Raw genomic sequence first — 20,857 nt, 5'->3', positions numbered from 1 at the left:
TTTATCATGCCCGCCAAAGTCTACACCGACAAAGACGCCGATCTCGGCGTGTTCCAAAACAAGACCCTCGCCGTTCTCGGCTACGGTTCGCAGGGCCATGCCCATGCGCTCAACCTCAAGGATAGCGGTTGCAAGGTCATCATCGGCCTCTATCCCGGCAGCAAGTCGAAGACCGTCGCCGAACAGCACGGTTTCGAGGTGGTCGACACCGCCGAAGCGGTGCGCCGCGCGGACGTCATCATGGTCGGCCTGCCTGACATGAAGCAGGCGGATGTTTATACGAACGACATCCTGCCGAATCTCACGAAGGGCAAGACGTTGATCTTCTCCCACGGGCTGAGCGTCCACTTCGGCTTGATCAAGCTGCACAAGGACATCGATTGCATCATGGTCGCGCCGAAGGGTCCGGGCCATATCGTGCGGCGGCTCTACGTGGAAGGCAAAGGCATGCCGGCGCTGATCGCCGTCGCGCAGGACAAGTCGAAAAAGGCCAAGAAGACCGCGCTGGCGTGGGCGAAGGGCATCGGCTCGACGCGCGCGGGCGTGCTGCAGACGTCGTTCAAGGAAGAGACCGAGACGGATCTTTTCGGCGAGCAGGCGGTGCTCTGCGGTGGCGCGAGCGCGCTGGTGCAGGCAGGCTTCGAGACGCTTGTCGAGGCCGGTTACCAGCCGGAGATGGCGTATTTCGAATGCCTCCACGAGCTGAAGCTCATCTGCGATCTGATGTATGAGAGCGGCATCGCCGGGATGCGTTTCTCGATTTCTGAGACCGCGAAGTATGGCGACATCACCCGCGGACCGCGCGTCGTGAACAAGCAGACCAAGGTCGAGATGAAGAAAATCCTGAAAGAGATTCAGACCGGCAAGTTCACCCAGGAATGGGTGAAGGAATACAAAGGCGGCTTGAAGAACTACAAGAAGCTGCTCGCGGCGGGCGAAAAGCACACCATCGAGAAGACTGGTGAGCGTCTCCGCAGCATGATGCCGTGGATGACGAAGAAGAATCTCAAGGGCGTGCAGGCGGCCTACGCCTGAGCCAGCGGGATAATTTGCTAAATGCAGGCAAAGGCGCAGATGATTCTGCGCCTTTTTTATTTATGACGAAACTCGTTCTCGCCACTCGCAAGAGTCCTCTCGCGCTCGCGCAGGCGGAGCTGGTCGCGGCGCATTTGCGCACGGCCCTCGGGGTGGAGACAGAGCTGCTGAAAATCGTCACCACCGGCGACAAACAAGCGGAGTGGTCGCTGGAACAGCGCGGAGGCAAGGGATTGTTTACGGGGGAACTGGAAGGAGCGCTGTTTCGTGGCGAGGCGGATGTGGCGGTCCACAGCACCAAAGACCTGCCGGGCGACATGGCGGAGGGGCTGGCGATCGCGGGATATCTGCCGCGGGCGGATCCGCGCGACGTGCTCGTGGTGCGAACGGGAGTGCGCGAGCCGCGGACATTGGCCACGGGCAGCCCGCGGCGGCGCTTGCAAAGCGCGCAGTTGTTTCCCGGCGTGGCGTTCACCGAGATTCGCGGCAACGTGGATACGCGGTTGAAGAAGATCGGCGAACTCGGCGTGGCTGACGGCACGGTGCTGGCGGCGGCGGGGTTGGCGCGTCTGGGTATCGCGAGCTGGCCAGGCGTGGAGTTTCGCCCGCTGCGTCTCGATCAAATGGTGCCCGCCGTCGGGCAGGGCGCGATCGGGGTGCAATGCCGGGCCACGGAGGCGGAGGGATTTGCGACGGTTTTTGATCAGACGACGGCGCGCGCGGTGGCCGTTGAACGGGCATTGCAGGCCGCCCTGGGCGGGGGCTGCCATACGGCGTTTGCGGCGCATGTGGGCGGAGACGTGCTGTATCTTTACCATGAGCAAACGGGCAGGCGGACCGTGTCGCTCAGCGCGGAGGATTTTGCGCGTCCGGAGAGCGCGGCGAGCCGCATTTTGAAGGAGCTCGGCTTGCTGTAGCAGGCCGGCGCGCGCGACAGTCGAGCGAGCGTCCGGAGCGGTTAAATTTTTATGGCAGACGAAAAACTCACTTTGGCGGGACGACGGGTCGCGGTGACGCGGACGCGGGAACAGGCCTCTGAACTGGCCGGGAAATTGCGCGATCGCGGAGCGGAGGTGATCGAATTGCCGTTGATCCGCGTTTCGAAAGAAATTTCGAAAGACACGCTCGCGGACGTGATGCTCGAGCTGGGCAGCTACGACTGGATCGTGTTCACGAGTGCGAACGGCGTGCGGTTTTTCTTCGAGGAGTTCTTCCGGATTCTCGACGATATCCGCTCACTCGGCCTGCTGCGTTTCGCGTGTGTCGGCGAGGGGACGGCGCGGGCGGTGAAGGAGTTCCATCTGAAGGTCGAGTGCCAGCCCGAGGTCGCGACGGGCGAGGCTCTGGCGGAGGCGCTGATTGCAACGGGCAGCTTGGACAGCGCGAAGTTGCTCGTGATCACGGGGAATTTGAACCGGGAAACGCTGGTGACGAAACTCGAAGAGGCGCGCGCGATCGTGGACCAGTTGCAAGTTTACAAGACGGAGCAGACGGATTTGAGCGGCGACCCGGCGGCGGAGGATTTTCGGGCGCGCGGCGCTGACGCCATTTTGTTCGCGAGTTCGTCCGCCGTGCAGTCGTTCGTGGACCAGGCGCGGGCGTTGAAACTGGCGCCGAAGGCGAAGCGGCCCTTGGCGGGAAGCATCGGTCCGCTGACGAGCGAAACGATGAAGAAGGCGGGCATGCCGATTGATTTTGAGGCGAAATCACCCGGGCTCGATGCGTTGGTCGATGCGTTGGTGCGGAAATTGAAGTGACGGAGTCGGAGGAAAACCCGCGAAACGAGTTTGGTTTTCGCGGGTTTCGTGTTTTTCGTGGGGTCCAGCCATGAAAGTGCCGTTTCTCGATCTTTCGCTTCAACACCGCGCCTTGCGAACTGAGGCGCTGGCGGCGCTCGCGGCGACCTACGACGCCACGCGCTTTTGCCTCGGCAAAGATGTGGAGGAGTTTGAGAAAAATTTTGGCGCGACGCTCGGCTATCCCCGCGTGCTGGGGATGAACAGCGGCACCTCGCCGTTGCACGTGGCGTGCATGATCGCCGGTTTCGGACCGGGCGACGAGGTGATCGCACCGCCGTTCACGTTCATCTCGACGGTGTGGGGCGTGAGCTATGTGGGCGCGACGCCGCGCTTCGTGGACGTGGGGGAGGGCACGTTCAACCTCGACCCGGCGAAGATCGAGGCGGCGATCACACCGCGCACGAAAGGGATTATTGTCGTCCATCTTTTCGGGCAGCCGGCGCGCATGGCCGAGATCATGGCGATCGCACGGAGACACGGACTGTTCGTCATCGAGGATTGCGCGCAGGCGGTCGGGGCGCGATATCGCGGCGAGCCGGTGGGGTTGTTCGGCGATGTCGGCACGTTTAGTTTTTATCCGACGAAAAACCTCGGAGGCTGCGGCGAAGGCGGGGCGTTTGTTGCACGCGATGAGGCGACGCAGGTGAAGGCGCGGCACATCCGTGTGCACGGCTCCGACCGGCGCTATTATCACGACATCGTGGGCGGAAATTTCCGCATGGACGGATTTCAGGGTGCGTTGCTCAACGTGAAGCTGCCGCATCTCGCGGGATGGACGGCGCGGCGGCAGGCGATCGCGCAGCGTTATCTGGAGGGGATTCGTCTGGCGGACGTGCGGCTGCCGGATCAGCCGGATTACGGACAATCGGTGTTTCACCAATTTACGATTCGGCACCCGCGGCGCGACGCGTTGCGTGACTATCTCGCCCAACAGGAGGTGGGCACCGATTTGATCTATCCGGTGCCGTTGCATCGACAGGGGTGCTTCGCGTCGCTCGGTCAGGGCCCAGGCTCGTTCCCTGTGGCGGAAGCGGCGGCGGCGACGTGTGTGAGTCTGCCGATTTTCCCGGAGTTGACGGACGCGCAAGTCGATCACGTGATCGCGGCGGTGAACGGGTTCTGACCGTCGCCTGCGACCACCCATCCATCCGACCCGCCACACCGCTCATGCTGCGCAAACCTTCCGGCACGATTGGGATTCTGACGGCGGGGGGCGATTGCCCGGGGTTGAACGCAGTGATCCGCGGCGTGGCGAAGGCGGCGCTGCATTACGGGTTGAAGGTGGTCGGGATTGAGGACGGCTTTCGCGGTTTGATCGAGAATCGCACGCGGCCGTTGGAGAACGCGGACGTGAGCGGCATTCTCACGCAGGGCGGGACGTTTCTCGGGAGCAGTCGCGACAAGCCGCATAAGATTGAAATCAATGGGCAGGTGACCGACTTGACGGACGTCGTCGCGCGCAATTATCGGAAGTTGAAACTCGATTGTCTCGTGTGCTTGGGCGGGAACGGCACGCAGAAGACGGCGTATCGGCTGCATGAACGCGGCGGGATCAATGTGCTGACCTTGCCCAAGACGATCGATAACGACGTGGCGGAAACGGACATCACGTTTGGATTCGACTCGGCGATGTCGGTCGCCACGGAAGCGATCGACCGCCTGCACACGACGGCGACGAGTCATCAACGCATCATCGTGTGCGAAATCATGGGGCATTCGGCGGGGTGGCTGTGCCTCGGGTCGGGTATCGCGGGAGGCGCGGACGTGATTTTGATTCCGGAGATTCCCTACGATTTGCAAGCGGTGGCGCGCCATCTCCGGCGCCGGCAGCGGGCCGGGAAGCGTTTTTCGATCATCGCGGTGGCGGAGGGAATTGTTTCACGGGAAGAGGCGAAAGCGCGCGCGGCGATGGATCGCATGGCGAGGCGCGCGGCGAAGGAGACCCGGATTGTCAGCGGTGCCACGGGGGGCGGACTCGAAGGCGTGCACTTGGTGCAGGAATCGGTGGCGAGCCGGCTCGCGCGACAATTGCAGCAGTTGACGGGTGTGGAAGCGCGCGTGACGGCACTCGGCCATGTGCAGCGTGGCGGCACGCCGACGGCGTTTGATCGTTTGCTGTGCACGCGGCTCGGCACGAAGGCGGGGGAACTGCTCGCCGAGCGGCGCTACAACATCATGGTGGGGATCAAGGGCGCGGAGTGCGTGCCGGTGCCATTGAAGAAAGTTGCCGGCATCAAGCGGATCGTGCCGGTTGATCACCCTTGGGTGAAAACGGCGCGCCTTGTGGAAACCTGCCTCGGCGATGAGGAGGAAGGCGCATCATGATCGCCGGCGTGCGAGTGAAAGTTTGTGGGCTGACGTCGCTCGTAGACGCCGAGGACGCGGATGCGTGCGGCGTGGACTACCTGGGTTTCAACCTGTATCCGAAATCGCCGCGGTTCGTGACCTTGGCGCAGTATGCGGCGATGCGCGCACGATTGCCTGACCGGCGAAAAGTGGCGGTTTGCGTAGAGCCGTCCGCGGCCGAACTGGTCACCATGACCGCGGCGGGATTCGATTATTTTCAGATTCATTTCCGGCATGATGTGCCGGTCGAAACAGTCGCGGCGTGGGCGAAGCTGGTCGGGCCGGAGCGGCTCTGGCTGGCACCGAAACTGCCACCCCAGTTCGACGTGCCGGCGGCTTTGCTGCCGTTCGCCAAAGGGTGGTTGCTCGATACTTTTCAGGTCGACGGTTTCGGCGGATCGGGGCGCACGAGTGACTGGGCGAAATTTGGGCGACACCAAGCGGCGTATCCGGAAAAGTTCTGGATGTTATCCGGTGGCCTGAGCCCGGAAAACATCGGCGCGGCGCTGCGTGCCACGCAGGCCAGTTTCGTCGACGTGAACAGTGGGATCGAATCCGCGCCGGGTGTGAAAGACTTGGAAAAGCTCAAACGCTTCGCGGTGCAATTGCGCGAAGCAGTGCAGGCGCTCAAGTAACGCGGGGAGCGGAGCGCGCGGCGTCAACGGACGGTCACTCCGCCGATGGCACCGGCACCTTGATCAGGCCGGCCTCGATCAGGCGGGCCTGCGCTTCGGGGTGGTGGCGGAGAATGGCGTCGGTCAGCAACGCGCGTTGATCGGCCGCGTCGCGGACCGGCAATCGCGCGGCGAATGCGATGGCGCGTTCGAGGCGTTCTTGATCTCCGTTGAGGTAGAGCTGGCCGAGGCGGCGGGCGGCGAGTTCGTCGTGAGTCGCGAGAGCGAGGCGCAGCTCCAGCCAGGCGACGTCGCCGGAGCGCTGGGCCAGCCAATCGGGATTGGCGCGACGCTGCTCGGCGATGAGTCGGGCAAGGGCGGTGAATTGGCCGGAGCTGAGCAAGTCGTCGCCACGCGCGAAGAATTCCGGGGCATCGAGCACGGGGGCGATGCTTGGCGCCGGAACGCGATCGCGGTCCGCCGTCGCCGCAGCGAGCGCGGCCCGAGCGGCGGGCGCGACCTTTTGCAGAGAGGCGGATGTCGGATACGCAGCGAGAGCCTGATCAAGCAGCGCACAGGCGGCGGCGGGGCGCTGGGCGTTGAGCAAAAGATCGATGAAGCGGGTGTAAGATGTGGGCACCAGGCCGAGCCGGCGGACGAGGCTTTGCAGCGGCGGACCGGAGCTGAGCGGAGCGTCGTCGACGACTTGGAAAATTGCCTGCACGAGCGGAGGCCAGAGTTGCAGGACGGGATCTTTCGTTGCCGCGAGGGCGGGTAACAACGGGCGTGTGCGGCGCAGGCCGACGAGGTCGCCATTGATGATATGCGCTTCGACCAGATTGGCGGCGAGCCGATTGGTCGGAAGGCCGAGTGCCGCTTCGTGTTGGTAAAGGCGTTCGACGATCGTTGTCGCGCCGATGGCGGTGGCGGCGGTGGAGAGGCGGTAAACGAAGTCGGGGTCGGAATCGAAGCGCAGGAGAAATGCGTCCAGGGCGGATTGGGACTGGGCGGTGTCGCCCGCTTGCCACCATTCGAGCACCGCAGTTTGCCGGGGCGCGGGGACGTTGGGTTGCGCCGTAATGGCGGCGGCAAGAAATGAGCGGAGCTCGGCCGGATTGGAGGCGTCGCGGGCCGTGCGGCAAGCGATGTCGAGCACGGCGAGGTGGGCGGGAAAACGCGTCTGCGCTGCGTGGGCAAGAGCGAGCGCGGCGGCGAACTGGCGGTGGCTGCGCAACGCGTCGATGCGGCATACCAGCGAGGTCGGGTCGGGCTCCGCGGCGAGCAAAGCGGCTGCGGCGACGGCTTCGTCGGACCGGCCGAGGGCGGTCAAAGCGCGAATCTTGTTTTGGCGCGCGAGGCGGGTGAGGTCGGGGCTCGCGGGCGGTTGGGCGTCGAGAATTTTTTGGGCGTAAGCGAGGGCGCGGACAAAGTCTTCCGCCGTGAACGAAACGGTGAAGGCGGTGGCGAGCAGCGCGGAGGAAACAGGCGGATGCGCGAAGGCCTGATCGAGTTGCGCGAAGGCGCGGCCATATTCGTGAAACGTGCCGAAGATGGTCGCGAGGGCGAGTCGCGCATCGTTGCGTTCGGGCGCGCGGCGGAGCCCGGCCTCAAGCAGACGCGCGGCGTCGCCGAAACGGTGCTCCTGCAAGGCCGTGAACCCCTGCGTGAACAAGGCATCCGTGCGCGCTTGAACCAACCCGGCCCAACGCGGAGGCCAGGCGGCATCAATGAGCGTGACGTTTTCGCCCAAGCGCCGGTGAAACCACCACCACGCGGTGACGGCCAGACTGGCGTAGGCCATGACCAGAGTGAGAGCGAGCAGCGCGAGGAGGCGGCGCGTGTGAATGAAGATGATATTTTCACTCTGGTCGGACGTGCGGGCGTGAGCAGGGGTTTTCTCGTAGACGCGCCGGCTCCAGCGCCACAGCCAGCCTTTGGTGGTGGCGTGCTGCTCCGACGACCATTTGTGAATGAAGCGAAGTTCAGTCATGAGCGGAGGGCGAGCCGGCGGCTGAGGCGTTGTCCGCTGTTTCCGCGGCGGCAGAAGTGGATTGATCGGATTCGCTGGCGTCGAAGGGCGAGGGCGAGGACTCAGGGTCACCACCGTTTTCATAGCAGTGCAGGCGTTCCTCGACCTTGGCGATGTGCGCGCGAAGTCGGGCGACTGTCTGCTCGGAGTCGGTGCGCGCCTGAGCGTAGGCTGCCATCAACGCCGGATCGCCGCCGGCGGGCTCGTGCTCGATGTTGCGGAGTTGGGCCGCCTGGACTCGCGAAAGCCGCGCGGCCACTTGATCGCGGTAAGCGGTCAGTCCGTCGAGAATGACTTCGCGCACCGTGAGCGCGTTGATGCGTTGGCAGAAGGGATTGTTGGTTTCCCGCAGATCGAGCGCGCCGCCAAACCGGCGGGAGACGGCGGCCAGACTGCGCAGGGCGACGACAAAATCGATGTGCACCGCAGGCGACATGCGTGCCTCATGGACCTCGCACCATTGATAGTAGTCGTTCGGCGTTTCCGCCGAAATCTGCCACGCAAGCTGATCCGGCGGATCCGGCCTGCAACCGCCGGCCACGATCAGCGCGAGAAGCCAGAGCCAGCGAACGAGGACGGAGCAGCGCATTTCAACCCGTTGATGAAACACGGGGCGGCGCGAGTGCAAGGTCCGGCAAGGCGAGGGATTACTGCGCCTGTTTAGCGACCTTGAACTCCGCGGGCTGCTCGCCGGCAGGGAGCGCAAGCAGATCGTAGTCTTGAAACCCGGTGATGGTGACCTCGGCGAATTCGCCGACGGGGAGTTCGCGCGGCACGTAAACGCGGCCGTCGATATCGGGCGCATCCGCTTCACCGCGGGCGACACCCGGCTCCTCCACCAAAACCTTCAAGGTGTGACCGACCTGGCGATGGCTGACTTCGGCGGCGATTTCGCGCTGCAACGCCATCGTGCGGTGCCAGCGCGCCTCCTTGGTCTTCTTGGGAACCTGCTCCTCCATCTTGGCCGCGCGCGTGCCTTCTTCCTGCGAGTAGCGAAAGACGCCGAGGCGTTCGAAACGCGTTTCGCGGATGAACTGGCAGAGTTCATCGACGTCGGCTTCGGTTTCACCGGGAAAGCCGACGATAAACGTGGTGCGAACCGCGATGCCGGGGATGCCGGCGCGGATGCGGCCGAGGAGATTGCGGATGTAGTCGCCGCTGGTCTCGCGTTGCATCAGTCCGAGCATGTGGTCGCTGATGTGTTGAAGGGGAATGTCGATGTAGCGGGCGACTTTCGGGCACTCAGCGATGGTGCGAATGAGTTCGTCGCTCCAGTGCGCGGGATGCGTGTAGAGGAGACGAATCCAGAAATCGCCCTCGATGGCGTTGAGTTCGCGCAACAGCGTCGTGAGCGCGGTGCCGCGCGAGGAATCGACCGGCGTGCGGGGATTCGGGCGCTCCGTCCAAGTGTCCATCCCGAAGAACGTGGTGTCTTGGGAAATGAGGTTGATTTCGCGGACGCCTTCGGCGACGAGCCGGCGGGCTTCGGCGACGACGCTCGCGACAGTGCGACTGCGGTGCCGGCCGCGGATCTGCGGGATGATGCAGAATGTGCACGGGTGATTGCAGCCTTCCGCGATCTTGATGTAAGCGGTGTGCCGCGGAGTGAGGCGGAAGCGCGGCGTGTCGTAGTCCGGGATGTAGGTGGAGCGGCCGGTGATGAAATTTTCCGGCGCATCCTTCGGGCCGCGTTCCTTGGCGTAAAGCCCCTCGATGATCGGCGCCACTTGGGTGACTTGATCGAGCCCGATGAAGGCGTCGACTTCATCGTGCAGAGAGGTGCCGAGATCTTTGGAGAAGCGCTGCGACATGCAGCCGGCGACGATCAGCTTTTGCTCTTTGCGGCGCTTGCGCAGCCCGCGGTTTTGGTGGACCTCGAGGATGTGCCCGATCGATTCTTCCTTCGACGAGTCGATGAAGGAGCAGGTGTTGACGATGACGACGTCGGCTTTTTCGGCTTCGGGAATCACGGTCATGCCGGCCTGATGGAGGTGCCCGACCATGATTTCGCTATCGACGAGATTCTTGGCGCAACCGAGAGAAATGAGACTGACTTTAATCATGGACGATGAGCGGCGGCGCGCGCAGGGCGGCGCAATAACAGCAGGAAAGGCGGATTCGGATTTGGCGCGAACAGGGCCAACAAAAAAACCGCGGTGCGAGACCGCGGTTGAAAGGGAGGCGGAGGCGGCCGGCGTTACTTCTTGGCGGCGGCGGTCTTAAGACGGGCCTTTTTGCGCTTCAGGTAAGCGGCGCGGCGTTTGCGTTTGATGTGCTTGTTCAGTTGTTGGCCCATGGTGTGATTCGTGAAAGGGGTGAATCATTCGGGTGCGGCGGCGGGAGTCAAGAGTCGGTCGCAGGTGGATTCACGGTTTGCTGGGGAGCGCCAGCGGGGCTTGCGGAGGGAGAAAGCCACGCTTCGCGGTGGGCTTTCTGGACGGGCGTGCTGTCGGCGCGAATCATGAGCTTCGGGGGAACGGGTTCCACGCCGAGGACGACGTTGAGGCGATGGAGTTCGTCGAGGCGGGCGATCAGCAACGTGATCTTCGCGCCGGCCTGATACACGTTGAGGCGCGCGGAAAGTTGACCGGCGCTCACGCGATAGTTGTCGATCGCAAGAATCTCATCGTCGGGCGTCAATCCGGCGGCGTAGGCGGGAGTGTCGCTCTTGACGCGGGTGACGATCAGGCGGCCGCCGTCGTCTTTGGTGTCGGCACCGAGCCAGCCACTCGGCGGCGGGGCATTGGGTGCGGGGGCGGGCGCGGGCTTGAGGGTGAGGCCGAACCAATCGAGCGCAGTGGTGATGTCGAACTCACCGGGTTGGTTGATGGTGCGTTCGAACCACGACGAGAGGTCCGCGCCGGCGACTTCGCTGAGGACGGCGATGAATTCCTTTTCGGTGTAACCGCGGGGTCCGCTGTAGCGTTGATACGCGAGGCGCATGGCGTCGTCGAGTGAGTGCTGGCCGTGACTGACGGCGCGGATTTGAGCATCGAGCAGAAAGCCGGCGAGCGCGCCGACGCTGTAGTAGCTGATCGTGGTGTTGGTGGAGTTTTCGTCAGGCCGATAGGCTTTGATCCACGCGTCGAACGACGATTCGCCAAGCGATTGGAGGCGGCGCCCGGGAGAAGATTCGTAGGCGGCGAGCAAATTGCCGAGGGCCGACACCACGGTTTCGGGGGAAGTGACGCCCGCGCGTTGGAGGAGCAGATGTTGGTAGTAGCTCGTGATGCCCTCGACGACCCATAGCGACGGCGTGTAGACTTCATGCTCGTAGTCAAACGGCCCGAGCGCGGCGGGACGCAGGCGCTTGCCATTCCAAGCGTGGAAAAACTCGTGACTGGCGAGGGAGAGCCACGAATCGACACCGCCTGGGGTCCGGGAAAGCCAGCGTTCGGCCATCAATGTGGCGCTGTTTTTGTGTTCCAGTCCACCGCGCTGGCCGGAAAGGACGTTGAAGAAATAATAGGGTTTCGGTGAAGCGAGTGAGCCCCAGAAATCGCGTTGTGCCTCGACCATGCGCTTAAGCGAGGGGATGACCCGGTCGTTGGCCCAAACGCCGTCGCCTGCGACCGTGACGAGGTAGAAAGGAACTCCGCTGACGTCGAAGCGGGTCACTTCCGGCGAGCCAGCGACCATGGGGCTGTCGATCAGCGTATCAAAATCGGGAGCCGTGAAACGGGTGGGATTTTCCGTGGGAGCGAGAGGAGTTTGCACGGTCTGCCATCCCGCAGGCAGCACAAAACTCACCTCGTAAGATCTCTGTGGTTCGTGCGCGGGGGCCAGAAAGGTGGGCGCGCCATTGAGTAAGGCGAAACCGGGCTCGACCCAATTGCCACGCACATTGATTTCGCGAGCGTAAACGCGATAGCGCAGGCGGACGGTGTCCCGCGACCCGGCCGCGATGCGCCAACGGTTTTTGCTGACCTTTTCGATCGGCAGGCGGGCACCCGAAACGTCTTCCGCGCTGACGCGATCGATGTTCCGCGCGTATTCGCGCACCAGATAGGAGCCGGGCGTCCAGACGGGCATGAAAACTTCCGGCGTGGCCTGACCGTCCGTCGGAATGGTCGCCTCCACCTCGACGTAGTGGTTCGCGGCTTCGGGAAAACTCACGACATAATGCACCGCCGTGAGGTCGACGGCGCGAAGGGTCGGAACCAGGAGCACGAAAAGGATGGGCGCGAAGCGCGCGAAACAGAAACGCATGGCGGACACAAAGAGGCGATTCCGCGGCGGGGCCAGACAAAGTCATTCCGCCGGCGAATTTATCTGCGCGAGCGATTCGCCGCCGACGACCTGTGCTGCGGCGCGCGTCCAGCGATAGACCAAGGGTGCGCGCGTGCGTTCAAGTTCCTTGAAGAGTGCGGGTGCGGCGCGCTTGGGCAGCGTGAGTTCCGCGAGACCGGTCGCATCGCAGTTGAGGAAGCGCGCGTAAGGCTTGAAGTGTTCGGGCCGGCCGATGATGCGCGACCAACCGTCGGCCAGCGTCTCTCGCGGCCGCCGGTCGAGCGCCAAAAAAGCGTAGGGCAGACTGCGCAGGTCGATGCCGGCGCGCTGGCCGAATTTGACCCAATTCGAATCGGCGAAAATTCCGGCCGGGGGCGGCGCGAAAAAGTGGCACCAATGCCGTTCGTTCTCGGGCGCCAACGCAGGGCAGGGTAACGCATGCGTGCACGGCGCGATGACGTGGAACGCGTTTATGAGTCGGTCGCGAATGGCACCGAGCTGGCGGCTGACCACGCTGGTGCCGGGCTCAACCCACAACACCGACTCGGCCCGCGCGACCACCCGCTCCAAGTCGGCCAGCGCCGCCGGCGAGAGTTCATTGAGCACGTGACTGATCACAAGCAACCCAATGGGTGAGGCGTCCGTGAAATCGCGCGGAGTTGCCGGGGCAACCTGCAGCGAGGGGAATTGATTGCGGGCGACGGATGACGCGAAATCCACGGCGATCGTCGAGTGGTCCCAGACAGTGAGGCCGGAAAACGTTTCCGCGCCAAAGTGCGCGATCACGCGGCGCGCCGCAATGCCACTGCCACAGCCCCAGTCAAAAACAGACGCGCCGGGGGCCGGTTGCCAGTGGCGGAGCTCCAGTTCGCGCAGCACTGCGTCCCACTTCCACCCAATCCTTTCTCCGTAGGTGAAATCGTAATTGGCGAGATCTTCGGCGGATTTCCAGTAAACGCCCGCCGCCGCGCCGCCATGAAGGAAGCCTTCTCGCAATCGCTCCAGCACGGGCCAGTTGATTTCGTCCCACGTCATAAGCAGACGCGACTGACGGCACAATCGACGGGATTGGGGAAAAGCTCCGCGGATTGACCGTTAGGCGCAGGGCACCGCTGGACAAACCAGAGTAGGGAATTCGCTCGCGGGCGAGAGCAGGCGCTTACTGGCGGCAGAGAGTTCATGATACGAGAGTGATCGACATCCCAGTCGCAAGGCAAGCGGCGGGTCACGGCCGCCATAGTCGTGAAATGATCCGGATGAGTCTAGTGTTAGACTCGTGAAGACTTTGCGCGTCTATAGACGGCCCCAGTAGTGCATTTGACGCGCAGCGCTCCCCAGCGTCTGCTTTCAACTCACCCCCGCACGCGAGACCCTGTCTTCCGTGTGACCCAATAACGCAGAAAGACGCCGTAAGGTATGAAAACTCCGTTCAGACTTGGCCTGATGATCCTGTCGACCGCGGCAGCCGGGCAACTTGGAGCGCAAACCGTCGCTCCTGACCCCAATGAAACCAGCAAGGACACGGTGGTGCTCTCACCGTTTGAAGTTCGCTCGCAAAAAGATCAGGGCTACCAAGCGACCGAAACACTCGCGGGCACCCGCATCCGCACGGACCTCAAAGATGTCGGCGGCGGTTTGTCGGTCTATACGAAGGAGTTTCTCGCCGACATTGGCGCGATCGATAACACATCGCTCCTGCAATATACAACCAACGCGGAAGTCGCCGGCACGCGGGGCACGTATGCGGGCCTGGGCAACGCCACCAGCGTGGATGAGAGCAGTTCGCTGCGCAATCCCGGCAGCACCAACCGCGTCCGCGGCCTCGCCGCGGCGGATAACACCCGCGATTTTTTTGTCACCGATATCCCGTGGGATTCCTATAACGTCGACCGGATCGATATTCAACGCGGTCCCAATTCCATCCTCTTCGGGCTGGGGAGCCCGGCAGGCATCGTCAATGCCACCACGCGCAATGCCGAGTTTCACGATATGGGGAGCGTGACGGCGCGGGTCGGTTCGTATGGCAGCGTGCGGGGTTCGCTGGACGTCAATCAAGTCCTCGTGCCGAAGACGCTCGCGATTCGCCTCGACGGGTTGTGGAGCGACGAAAAATACCAGCAGGATCCGGCCTATCAAAAAGACAAGCGCTACTACGGCGCCCTGCGCTTTGATCCGCAGCTCTTTAAGCGGAATGACTTCCATACGAGCTTCAAAGCCAAGTATGAGCACGGCGATATCGATGCAAATCGTCCGCGGACGGTGCCGCCAAATGACAGCATTACGCCGTGGTTCCGCCCGGTTGATACCACCTCCCTGGATGGCGGGTTGGGCAAGCTGGCCATTCCGAACGCCTATGGAGTGGGGTCCGCGCCGCAGAACCTCAATCCGTGGCTGACCGCCAATGTTGCCAATCAACAGCAGCCGATCTGGTTCATTGACGGCGCCGACAATCAACTGCAACGCATCTATGGCGGCTATGTTAACACGGGGGCCCACAATCCCGACGGCAGTGTGCGGGGCATTGGCGATTTGTTGGTGGGCCAGCGCTATGCCGACGAATTTTATCGGCTCACGAGTCTCTCATCCTACGCGTCGAACGCCCGCCTGCCGGGCGCCCAATACGGACAATATCGAACCAAAACGCTCTCCGACGCATCGGTGTTCGATTTCTACAATAATCTATTGGACGGCCCTACGAAATCCGAATACGAAAACTGGAACGCGTATAATCTGGATCTCACCCAGACGGGATGGGATGACCGGGTGGGGGTGGAGTTGAGTTATGACCGGCAGAAATACAAACGAGGCGGGCAAGCGCTCATCACCGATCCCACACTCACGATTGACGTGCTGCAGAACTTTCAGGATCTCACCGCCAATCCGAATTTTGGTCGCCCTTATGTGGTGGGCGGTCCGGGCGGCGGGACCTCCTACGAGAGCGACCGGGAGTATGTCCGGGGTTCTGTTTTCGGCGAATTGCGGGCCAGGGATTTTTTGAGCAGCGAGAGTTTTCTGGCCAAGTTGATCAACAAGCAGCGTTTCAACGGCGTTTACAGCAAAGAGAAATATGAAACGGAAAACCGTACCTGGCAGATGTATGCTTACGGCAGTGACTGGGATGCCTACTGGAGTCGCACGACCGGCCTCAGCTACCCCTTCGCCGGCAGCGGGAGCCGCCCGCCGGTGAGTGTCATCTACCTCGGCCCCTCACTCGCAGGCGCCAGTTCCGCCTCGGGAGCGAATATTCCGAACGTCGGGTCCGCGGTCACGTTGCCCAATGGGAACGTCTATCACTTCGCGTCGACCTGGACCAACCCGGCGGGCGTCAATTACAGCGATCCGTGGACCGTGCCAAATAATCTTCTGCCGATTTTCGACCCGGCAACTGCGACAACCCAGGCATCGAATCCGGCTAACTATATCGGCTGGAATTCCAACGTGCCGGTGAACCTGCGGCGCTATGACAACGGGCAGGATCCGACGCTGCTGACCAACGCCCAGAAGTCCCTGCGCGAGACGACCTCTTACGCCGGCACCTGGCAGGGCTATTGGTGGGATGGCGCCATCGTTTCCACCCTGGGATGGCGCTACGACGAGGTAAAGGGCAAGGGCGTGACGGCGCAGAAAGTGAACACCAACCGGAGCATCCTCAACATCGACCCCAGCGTCTACGCTCTACCGAGCAGCTATCCGGCTGGCCAGATATTCAAGGATCACTCGACGAGCGGCGGCGTCGTTGTCCATTTGAACAAGCTGTTCGGCACGCACGATCCGCTGCCGCTCAATGTCAGCGTATCCTATAATAAGTCGGCCAACTTTCAGGTCACCGACACGCGCCGGGATGTCTACGGCAATACGATCGGCAACCCGACCGGCAAGACCAAGGATTATGGGGTGATGATCTCCACCAAGGACGACCGGTTTTCTTTCCGCGCCGTGAAGTATGAGAGCAGCGTCGCGAATGCGACGACGCAACTGGATCTGGGCGGCCTCTCAAGCACCGTTGCGCAGGGGCTTAAGTTCCGGAATGTGTTCTTGTATAAAATGAACGGCTATACGCTCGATACGGGAGGCCAGACCGACGACACACCCGGCAAGCGGTATTATTGGACTCCGGCCTACGTGAACGCCAGCAACCGCCCGGTGGCTGACTTGAACGGCAATCCCAGCCCTGTCCCCAGCGGGGCGACGTTGGAGACCCAGGCGCAAGCCATTGCAAGGAGGGACGCGTCCATCACGGCGTGGAACGACATCCAGTCGTGGCTCCAGGCGAAAAACTACTTCAGCGCGTGGGGCTACACGCCCACGACAGCTTCGGCGTTGACTGATCGGGCGACGTATGAGGCGAATCCTTCGGCGCACCAGCCTGATGGGTCGACGGTCTACGCCTACAGTCCTTCCGCGCCACAGGGCCTGGCAGTGACGGCCGACACGAAGTCCGAAGGTTACGAGTTCGAGTTCACCGCGAATCCTTTGCCGAACTGGCGGGTGTCGTTCAATGCGGCGGAGACGACGGCAGTCCGCACGAATGTCGGCGGTGCGCAGCTCGATGAGCTCGTGAACTACCTCGACGGGCAGATGGCCGGCGTGGCGGGCGACATGCGTCAATACAATGGAAACTACGTGCCATCGAACGAAGTGCGACAGAATTGGGCCAACTGGCGGGGGCAATATACACTTCTTAAACTGCAGGAAGGCTCGGCGGCTTCCGAGCTTAGGAAGTGGCGCTTTAATGTGGTGACGAACTACATGTTCCAAGATGGCGCGCTAAAAGGATTTGGCGTCGGTGGCGCCTATCGGTGGCAGGATCGGGTGATCATCGGCTACCCGGTGATTCCTGGCGCGAATGGACAAGCCAGCTTTGACCTTTCGAAGCCCTACTACGGACCGTCCGAGGACGGATTGGACGCTTGGTGCAGTTACGAGCACAAGCTGACCAAACGGATCGATTGGAAAATCCAACTCAACATCCGCAACGTCTTCGGCAAAGATGAATTGATTCCGATTTCGGTGGAACCGGACGGCAAGACGTGGGCGTCAGCGCGTATCGCGCCGAACCGGGAGTGGTTCGTTACGAATACGTTCAGTTTCTAAACGATGGGGCGTCCGGCTCGGCCGACCGAGCCGGACGCCCGTGCCCGCACGACGCGCATGAAGTGGCGCTACAGTTACTCCTAACAAATCGATCGTTGAATCATTCAAACGCCTTTTCCGATTTTCCGCCCTGCAGGTCTTCGCGCACAATTGAGAGCGCGCACGGAGACATCTTTCGGGCGAGTGCGGCGGTAGCGCAAAGGCCGCTCGAACTCTTCGTTGGAGGCCTCGTGGCCCTCGTTATACCCATGCTCACGACCTTTTTTGCTGCGGCCACGGCTGGGATGTGGTTGGGGCGGCGGGCCGCCTTTAGTGCCGCGATCATCGCGCTCTTCGTCGCTCCGTGTCGGGCGGACGGAGGACATTGGATTGGCACGTGGGCGACTTCGCCGGTAGCGCAGTCCGCTGAGAAAGATGGGCCGGCGCAGGCTGGGGTGACTTTGCGCCAGATCGTGCATGTATCCCTCGGCGGCGACGCGGTTCGTCTCCGATTTTCCAACGCCTTCGGTGAAACGCCTCTTGGTTTCCGCACGGTGCATATCGCGCTAGCGGGCGTGGATGGCGCGATCGTGCCTGGCACGGACCAAACGGTGAGATTTGCGGGCCGAGGCGATGTCGTTCTTCCGCCGGGCGCCGCTTACATTTCCGATCCGGTGAAACTCTCCGTCCATGCGCAGGCCGACGTCGCGATCACGGTGCAGTTTGACCGGGTGCCGGCGGTGCTGACGATGCATGGAGGAGCCCGCACCCGCTCCTTTTGGGACGTTGGGGGCGAGGTGACGGCGGAGAAGTTGACCGCGGCGAAAGCGATTGAGCATTGGTATTTCATCCAGGGCCTCGATGTGTACACCGATGCGCCGGATGCTGCCGCCGTGATGGTATTGGGCGACTCGATCACGGATGGCTACGGGACCAAGACGGATCAGAACGGGCGGTGGCCGGACGAGTTGGTTCGCTTATTCCAGAAACGCCCCGATATCGTTCCGCTCGGCGTGCTCAATCTCGGCATCGGTGGCAATCGCCTGCTCCGGGATGGTCTCGGTTCGAATGCGCTCGCGCGCTTTGATCGCGATGTCCTCACGCCGCCGGGCACCCGTTGGCTCCTAGTTTTTGAAGGCATCAATGACATTGGCACGCGGCTGGATGCGCGGCGCCACGGCTCGGACTTCGCCAAGGCTGACGACATCATTGCGGCCTTGCAGCAGATCGTGACGCGCGCCCGCGCGCACGGCCTCCGCGTCTTGGGCGGGACCATCACGCCTTACGAAGGCGCCGATTTCTATTTCTCGTCCGATGGTGAAGCAGACCGAGAGAAGGTGAACGCGTGGATTCGGACGAGCGGAGCATTCGATGCGGTCGTCGACTTTGATGCGGCGCTACGCGATCCCGACCATCCCTCGCGCCTCGCACCCGCTTACGACAGCGGGGACCACTTGCACCCGTCGGCTGCCGGCGCCCGCCGTCTCGCGGAGACCGTCGAACCCAAACTCTTTATTTCCGAAAGTCGTCCATGAGTGATGCTGTGAAATCCTTCCCGTTTCGCGATGCCAACGCGCCGCTTGCGGACCGCATGGAAGATCTGGTGCACCGGTTTACGCTCGCGGAAAAAATCGATCAATTGGGTCACGAGAACCGGGCGGTCGAACGTCTCGGAATCGTGGCGTACAACTGGTGGAGCGAGGCCTGCCACGGGGTCGGGCGCAACGGGCGGGCGACCGTCTTCCCTCAGGTGATTGCGCAGGCGGCGACGTGGAATCGGGAACTGGTCCAACGCATTGCGGCGGCGGTGGCGGATGAAGCGAGGGCGAAGCATCACGCTGCGGCGCGGGCGGGAGCGCACGGTCAACAATACCAAGGCCTCACGTTCTGGGCCCCCAATATAAATATATTTCGCGACCCTCGATGGGGCCGTGGGCAGGAGACGTTCGGCGAAGATCCGTATCTCACGGGTGAACTCGGTCTCGCCAACGTCCGGGGTTTGCAGGGGGACGATCCACGTTATCTCAAAGTTGCGGCGTGCGCGAAGCACTTCGCCGTCCATTCCGGCCCGGAGCACACGCGGCATGAATTTGACGCGCGGCCGACGCCGAAGGACTTATATGAAACGTATCTCCCCGCGTTTGAGAAACTGGTGCGTGGCGGGGTGGAGGCCGTGATGGGCGCCTATAATCGCGTGTTCGGCGAGCCGGCGTGCGCGAGTCCGTTTCTTCTCGGCGAAATCCTCCGCGGGCGATGGGGCTTCAAGGGCCACGTCGTGAGCGATTGCGGGGCGATTGATGATTTTCATCTGCACCATCACGTCACGCAGGATTCGGCGGAGTCGGCGGCGCTCGCGGTGCGTCACGGCTGTGACTTGAACTGTGGCTGTACGTTTCAAGACCTCGCGTTCGCGGTGCGGTGCGGCCAGATCACCGAGGCGGAGATCGATGTGGCGCTGAGGCGGCTGCTCGCGACGAAGTTCAAGCTGGGGCTGTTCGATCCACCGGCCGCCGTGCCTTACACCCAAGTTCCCATGGCGGTCGTCGATGCGGATGAACATCGTGCGCTCGCGCGCCGCGCGGCGGCGGAGTCGTTCGTATTACTGAAGAACAGTGGCGGGGTGCTCCCGCTGCCTCGGGATGTGCGCAGCATGCTGGTCGTGGGGCCGACGGCAGCGAATGTCGGAGTGATGCTGGGAAATTATTACGGGATGAGTCCGCGGATCGTCACGTTTGCCGAAGGGATTGTCGCGCGCGCACCGGAAGGCTGCCGGGTGATGTATCGGCCGGGATGTCCGCTCGCGCAAGAGGGGGCGCCCGGCATCAATTACACCTTTGGCGACGCCGCGATGGCGGACGTCGTGGTCGCGGTGCTCGGGCTCGATCCGACGCTGGAAGGCGAGGAGGGCGATGCCGTGGCTTCGCCGGTGGGCGGGGATCGCGTGCGGATTGAGTTGCCGGAGAACCAGAGGGAATTTCTCCGGGAGCTGAGGCGACACGCCAAAAAGCTCATTCTCGTGCTGACGGGCGGAAGTGCGCTCGCGGCGCCCGATGAGCATGAGTGGGCGGACGCGGTGCTGTATGCGTGGTATGCCGGTTGCGAGGGCGGCACAGCGCTCGCTGACGTTTTGTTTGGCGACGTGGCGCCGTCGGGCCGCCTGCCGTTTACGGTGCCGCGGCGCACGGAGGATTTGCCGGCGTTTGACGATTACGCGATGCAGGGGCGCACCTACAAATTTTGCGAGATCGAGCCGCTGTATCCGTTCGGGTTCGGACTGGGCTATGCGCCCGTAAACTACGAATCGCTTCGGCTCCGCGCTGTGCAGTTGAAGGAGGGAGAGGCACTATCGTTCACGGTCAGTGTGCGGAACAGCGGTGCGACGGCGGCGTGGGAGACGGTGGAATGTTATTTGATCCCGCCCAGGGGAAGAGTCGATGCGGCGCGCGCGGAACTCGTGGAGTTTCGCAAAGTGAATCTCGCGCCCGGCGCAGTCGTAGCGGTGGATTTCAGCGTGCCAGCCGGTGCGCTCTATCAAATCAATGCGGACGGCCAACGCGAGTGGCGGGCGGGCCGTTACCAGTTGCACGTGGGCGCCGCGTCTCCTGGTCGCCGGTCGCTGGCCCTCGGTGCGCCTGCTCCCGTCACCGCCGAGGTGGAGTTCGCTTGAGGCGACGGGCTTGCCCTCGAAATCCTGGCAATCTTTGCTCGCCGCATTCCGTCAGTCGCGCGCG

14 protein-coding genes are annotated in these 20,857 nt (G+C 62.7%); 9 read left to right on the top strand and 5 right to left on the bottom strand.

Features of this window, described 5'->3' with window-relative positions; genetic code table 11:
* Positions 1 to 6: 6 nt before the first annotated feature.
* From ilvC to K0B96_RS09875, 6 genes are all read left to right on the top strand, one after another.
* Positions 7 to 1,035 carry a ketol-acid reductoisomerase gene (ilvC, locus tag K0B96_RS09900; RefSeq protein WP_220160744.1) on the top strand — a complete coding sequence of 343 codons (1,029 nt, stop codon included), beginning with the start codon at positions 7 to 9 and terminating at the stop codon, positions 1,033 to 1,035.
* A 62-nt stretch (positions 1,036 to 1,097) separates the two neighbouring features.
* Entirely contained in the window at positions 1,098 to 1,952 is an 855-nt protein-coding gene (gene hemC, locus K0B96_RS09895) for a hydroxymethylbilane synthase (protein WP_220160743.1), read from the top strand.
* Between the two features lie 51 nt (positions 1,953 to 2,003).
* Positions 2,004 to 2,792 carry a uroporphyrinogen-III synthase gene (locus K0B96_RS09890; protein ID WP_220160742.1) on the top strand — a complete coding sequence of 263 codons (789 nt, stop codon included), beginning with the start codon at positions 2,004 to 2,006 and terminating at the stop codon, positions 2,790 to 2,792.
* A 70-nt stretch (positions 2,793 to 2,862) separates the two neighbouring features.
* Positions 2,863 to 3,957 carry a DegT/DnrJ/EryC1/StrS family aminotransferase gene (locus K0B96_RS09885; RefSeq protein ID WP_220160741.1) on the top strand — a complete coding sequence of 365 codons (1,095 nt, stop codon included), beginning with the start codon at positions 2,863 to 2,865 and terminating at the stop codon, positions 3,955 to 3,957.
* A gap of 44 nt (positions 3,958 to 4,001) precedes the next feature.
* Positions 4,002 to 5,159 carry a 6-phosphofructokinase gene (locus tag K0B96_RS09880; RefSeq protein ID WP_220160740.1) on the top strand — a complete coding sequence of 386 codons (1,158 nt, stop codon included), beginning with the start codon at positions 4,002 to 4,004 and terminating at the stop codon, positions 5,157 to 5,159.
* Between the two features lie 8 nt (positions 5,160 to 5,167).
* Positions 5,168 to 5,815, top strand: a complete 648-nt coding sequence (locus tag K0B96_RS09875) for a phosphoribosylanthranilate isomerase (RefSeq protein WP_255558608.1) — start codon at positions 5,168 to 5,170, stop codon at positions 5,813 to 5,815.
* A gap of 34 nt (positions 5,816 to 5,849) precedes the next feature.
* On the opposite strand, the gene K0B96_RS09870 is transcribed toward K0B96_RS09875, so the two are convergent.
* The 5 genes from K0B96_RS09870 to K0B96_RS09850 form a co-directional block, all read right to left on the bottom strand.
* The gene (locus K0B96_RS09870; protein ID WP_220160738.1) at positions 5,850 to 7,784 is read right to left on the bottom strand and encodes a tetratricopeptide repeat protein; all 1,935 of its coding nucleotides are present in this window, start codon (positions 7,782 to 7,784) and stop codon (positions 5,850 to 5,852) included.
* Positions 7,777 to 8,412 carry a hypothetical protein gene (locus tag K0B96_RS09865; protein WP_220160737.1) on the bottom strand — a complete coding sequence of 212 codons (636 nt, stop codon included), beginning with the start codon at positions 8,410 to 8,412 and terminating at the stop codon, positions 7,777 to 7,779. The genes K0B96_RS09870 and K0B96_RS09865 overlap by 8 nt, the downstream gene beginning before the upstream one ends.
* A 58-nt stretch (positions 8,413 to 8,470) precedes the next feature.
* On the bottom strand, positions 8,471 to 9,886 hold the full coding sequence (gene rimO, locus K0B96_RS09860; RefSeq protein WP_220160736.1) for a 30S ribosomal protein S12 methylthiotransferase RimO: 1,416 nt from the start codon (positions 9,884 to 9,886) through the stop codon (positions 8,471 to 8,473).
* A gap of 280 nt (positions 9,887 to 10,166) precedes the next feature.
* A complete protein-coding gene (locus tag K0B96_RS09855; RefSeq protein ID WP_220160735.1) occupies positions 10,167 to 12,032 on the bottom strand; it encodes a M61 family metallopeptidase in 1,866 nt (621 codons plus the stop codon).
* Between the two features lie 42 nt (positions 12,033 to 12,074).
* Complete coding sequence (locus K0B96_RS09850; protein WP_220160734.1) at positions 12,075 to 13,088, bottom strand: small ribosomal subunit Rsm22 family protein; 1,014 nt, start codon at positions 13,086 to 13,088, stop codon at positions 12,075 to 12,077.
* A gap of 408 nt (positions 13,089 to 13,496) precedes the next feature.
* Between K0B96_RS09850 and K0B96_RS09845 the strand changes: the two genes are divergently transcribed.
* The 3 genes from K0B96_RS09845 (at position 13,497) to K0B96_RS09835 (ending at position 20,793) form a co-directional block, all read left to right on the top strand.
* Positions 13,497 to 17,147, top strand: a complete 3,651-nt coding sequence (locus K0B96_RS09845) for a porin family protein (protein ID WP_220160733.1) — start codon at positions 13,497 to 13,499, stop codon at positions 17,145 to 17,147.
* Positions 17,148 to 17,395: 248 nt separating this feature from the next.
* Positions 17,396 to 18,661, top strand: coding sequence for an SGNH/GDSL hydrolase family protein (locus K0B96_RS09840; protein ID WP_220160732.1), 1,266 nt, complete (start codon positions 17,396 to 17,398; stop codon positions 18,659 to 18,661).
* Positions 18,658 to 20,793: a glycoside hydrolase family 3 C-terminal domain-containing protein gene (locus K0B96_RS09835; RefSeq protein ID WP_220160731.1), complete on the top strand. Its 2,136-nt coding sequence runs from the start codon at positions 18,658 to 18,660 to the stop codon at positions 20,791 to 20,793. Before K0B96_RS09840 ends, K0B96_RS09835 begins: the two co-directional genes overlap by 4 nt.
* Positions 20,794 to 20,857 lie beyond the last annotated feature (64 nt).

The sequence above is a fragment of the Horticoccus luteus genome (assembly GCF_019464535.1).
GTDB lineage: Bacteria > Verrucomicrobiota > Verrucomicrobiia > Opitutales > Opitutaceae > Horticoccus > Horticoccus luteus.
The sequence above is the reverse complement of the archived record's forward strand: the minus strand, read 5'-3'. Positions and strand labels throughout refer to the sequence as shown.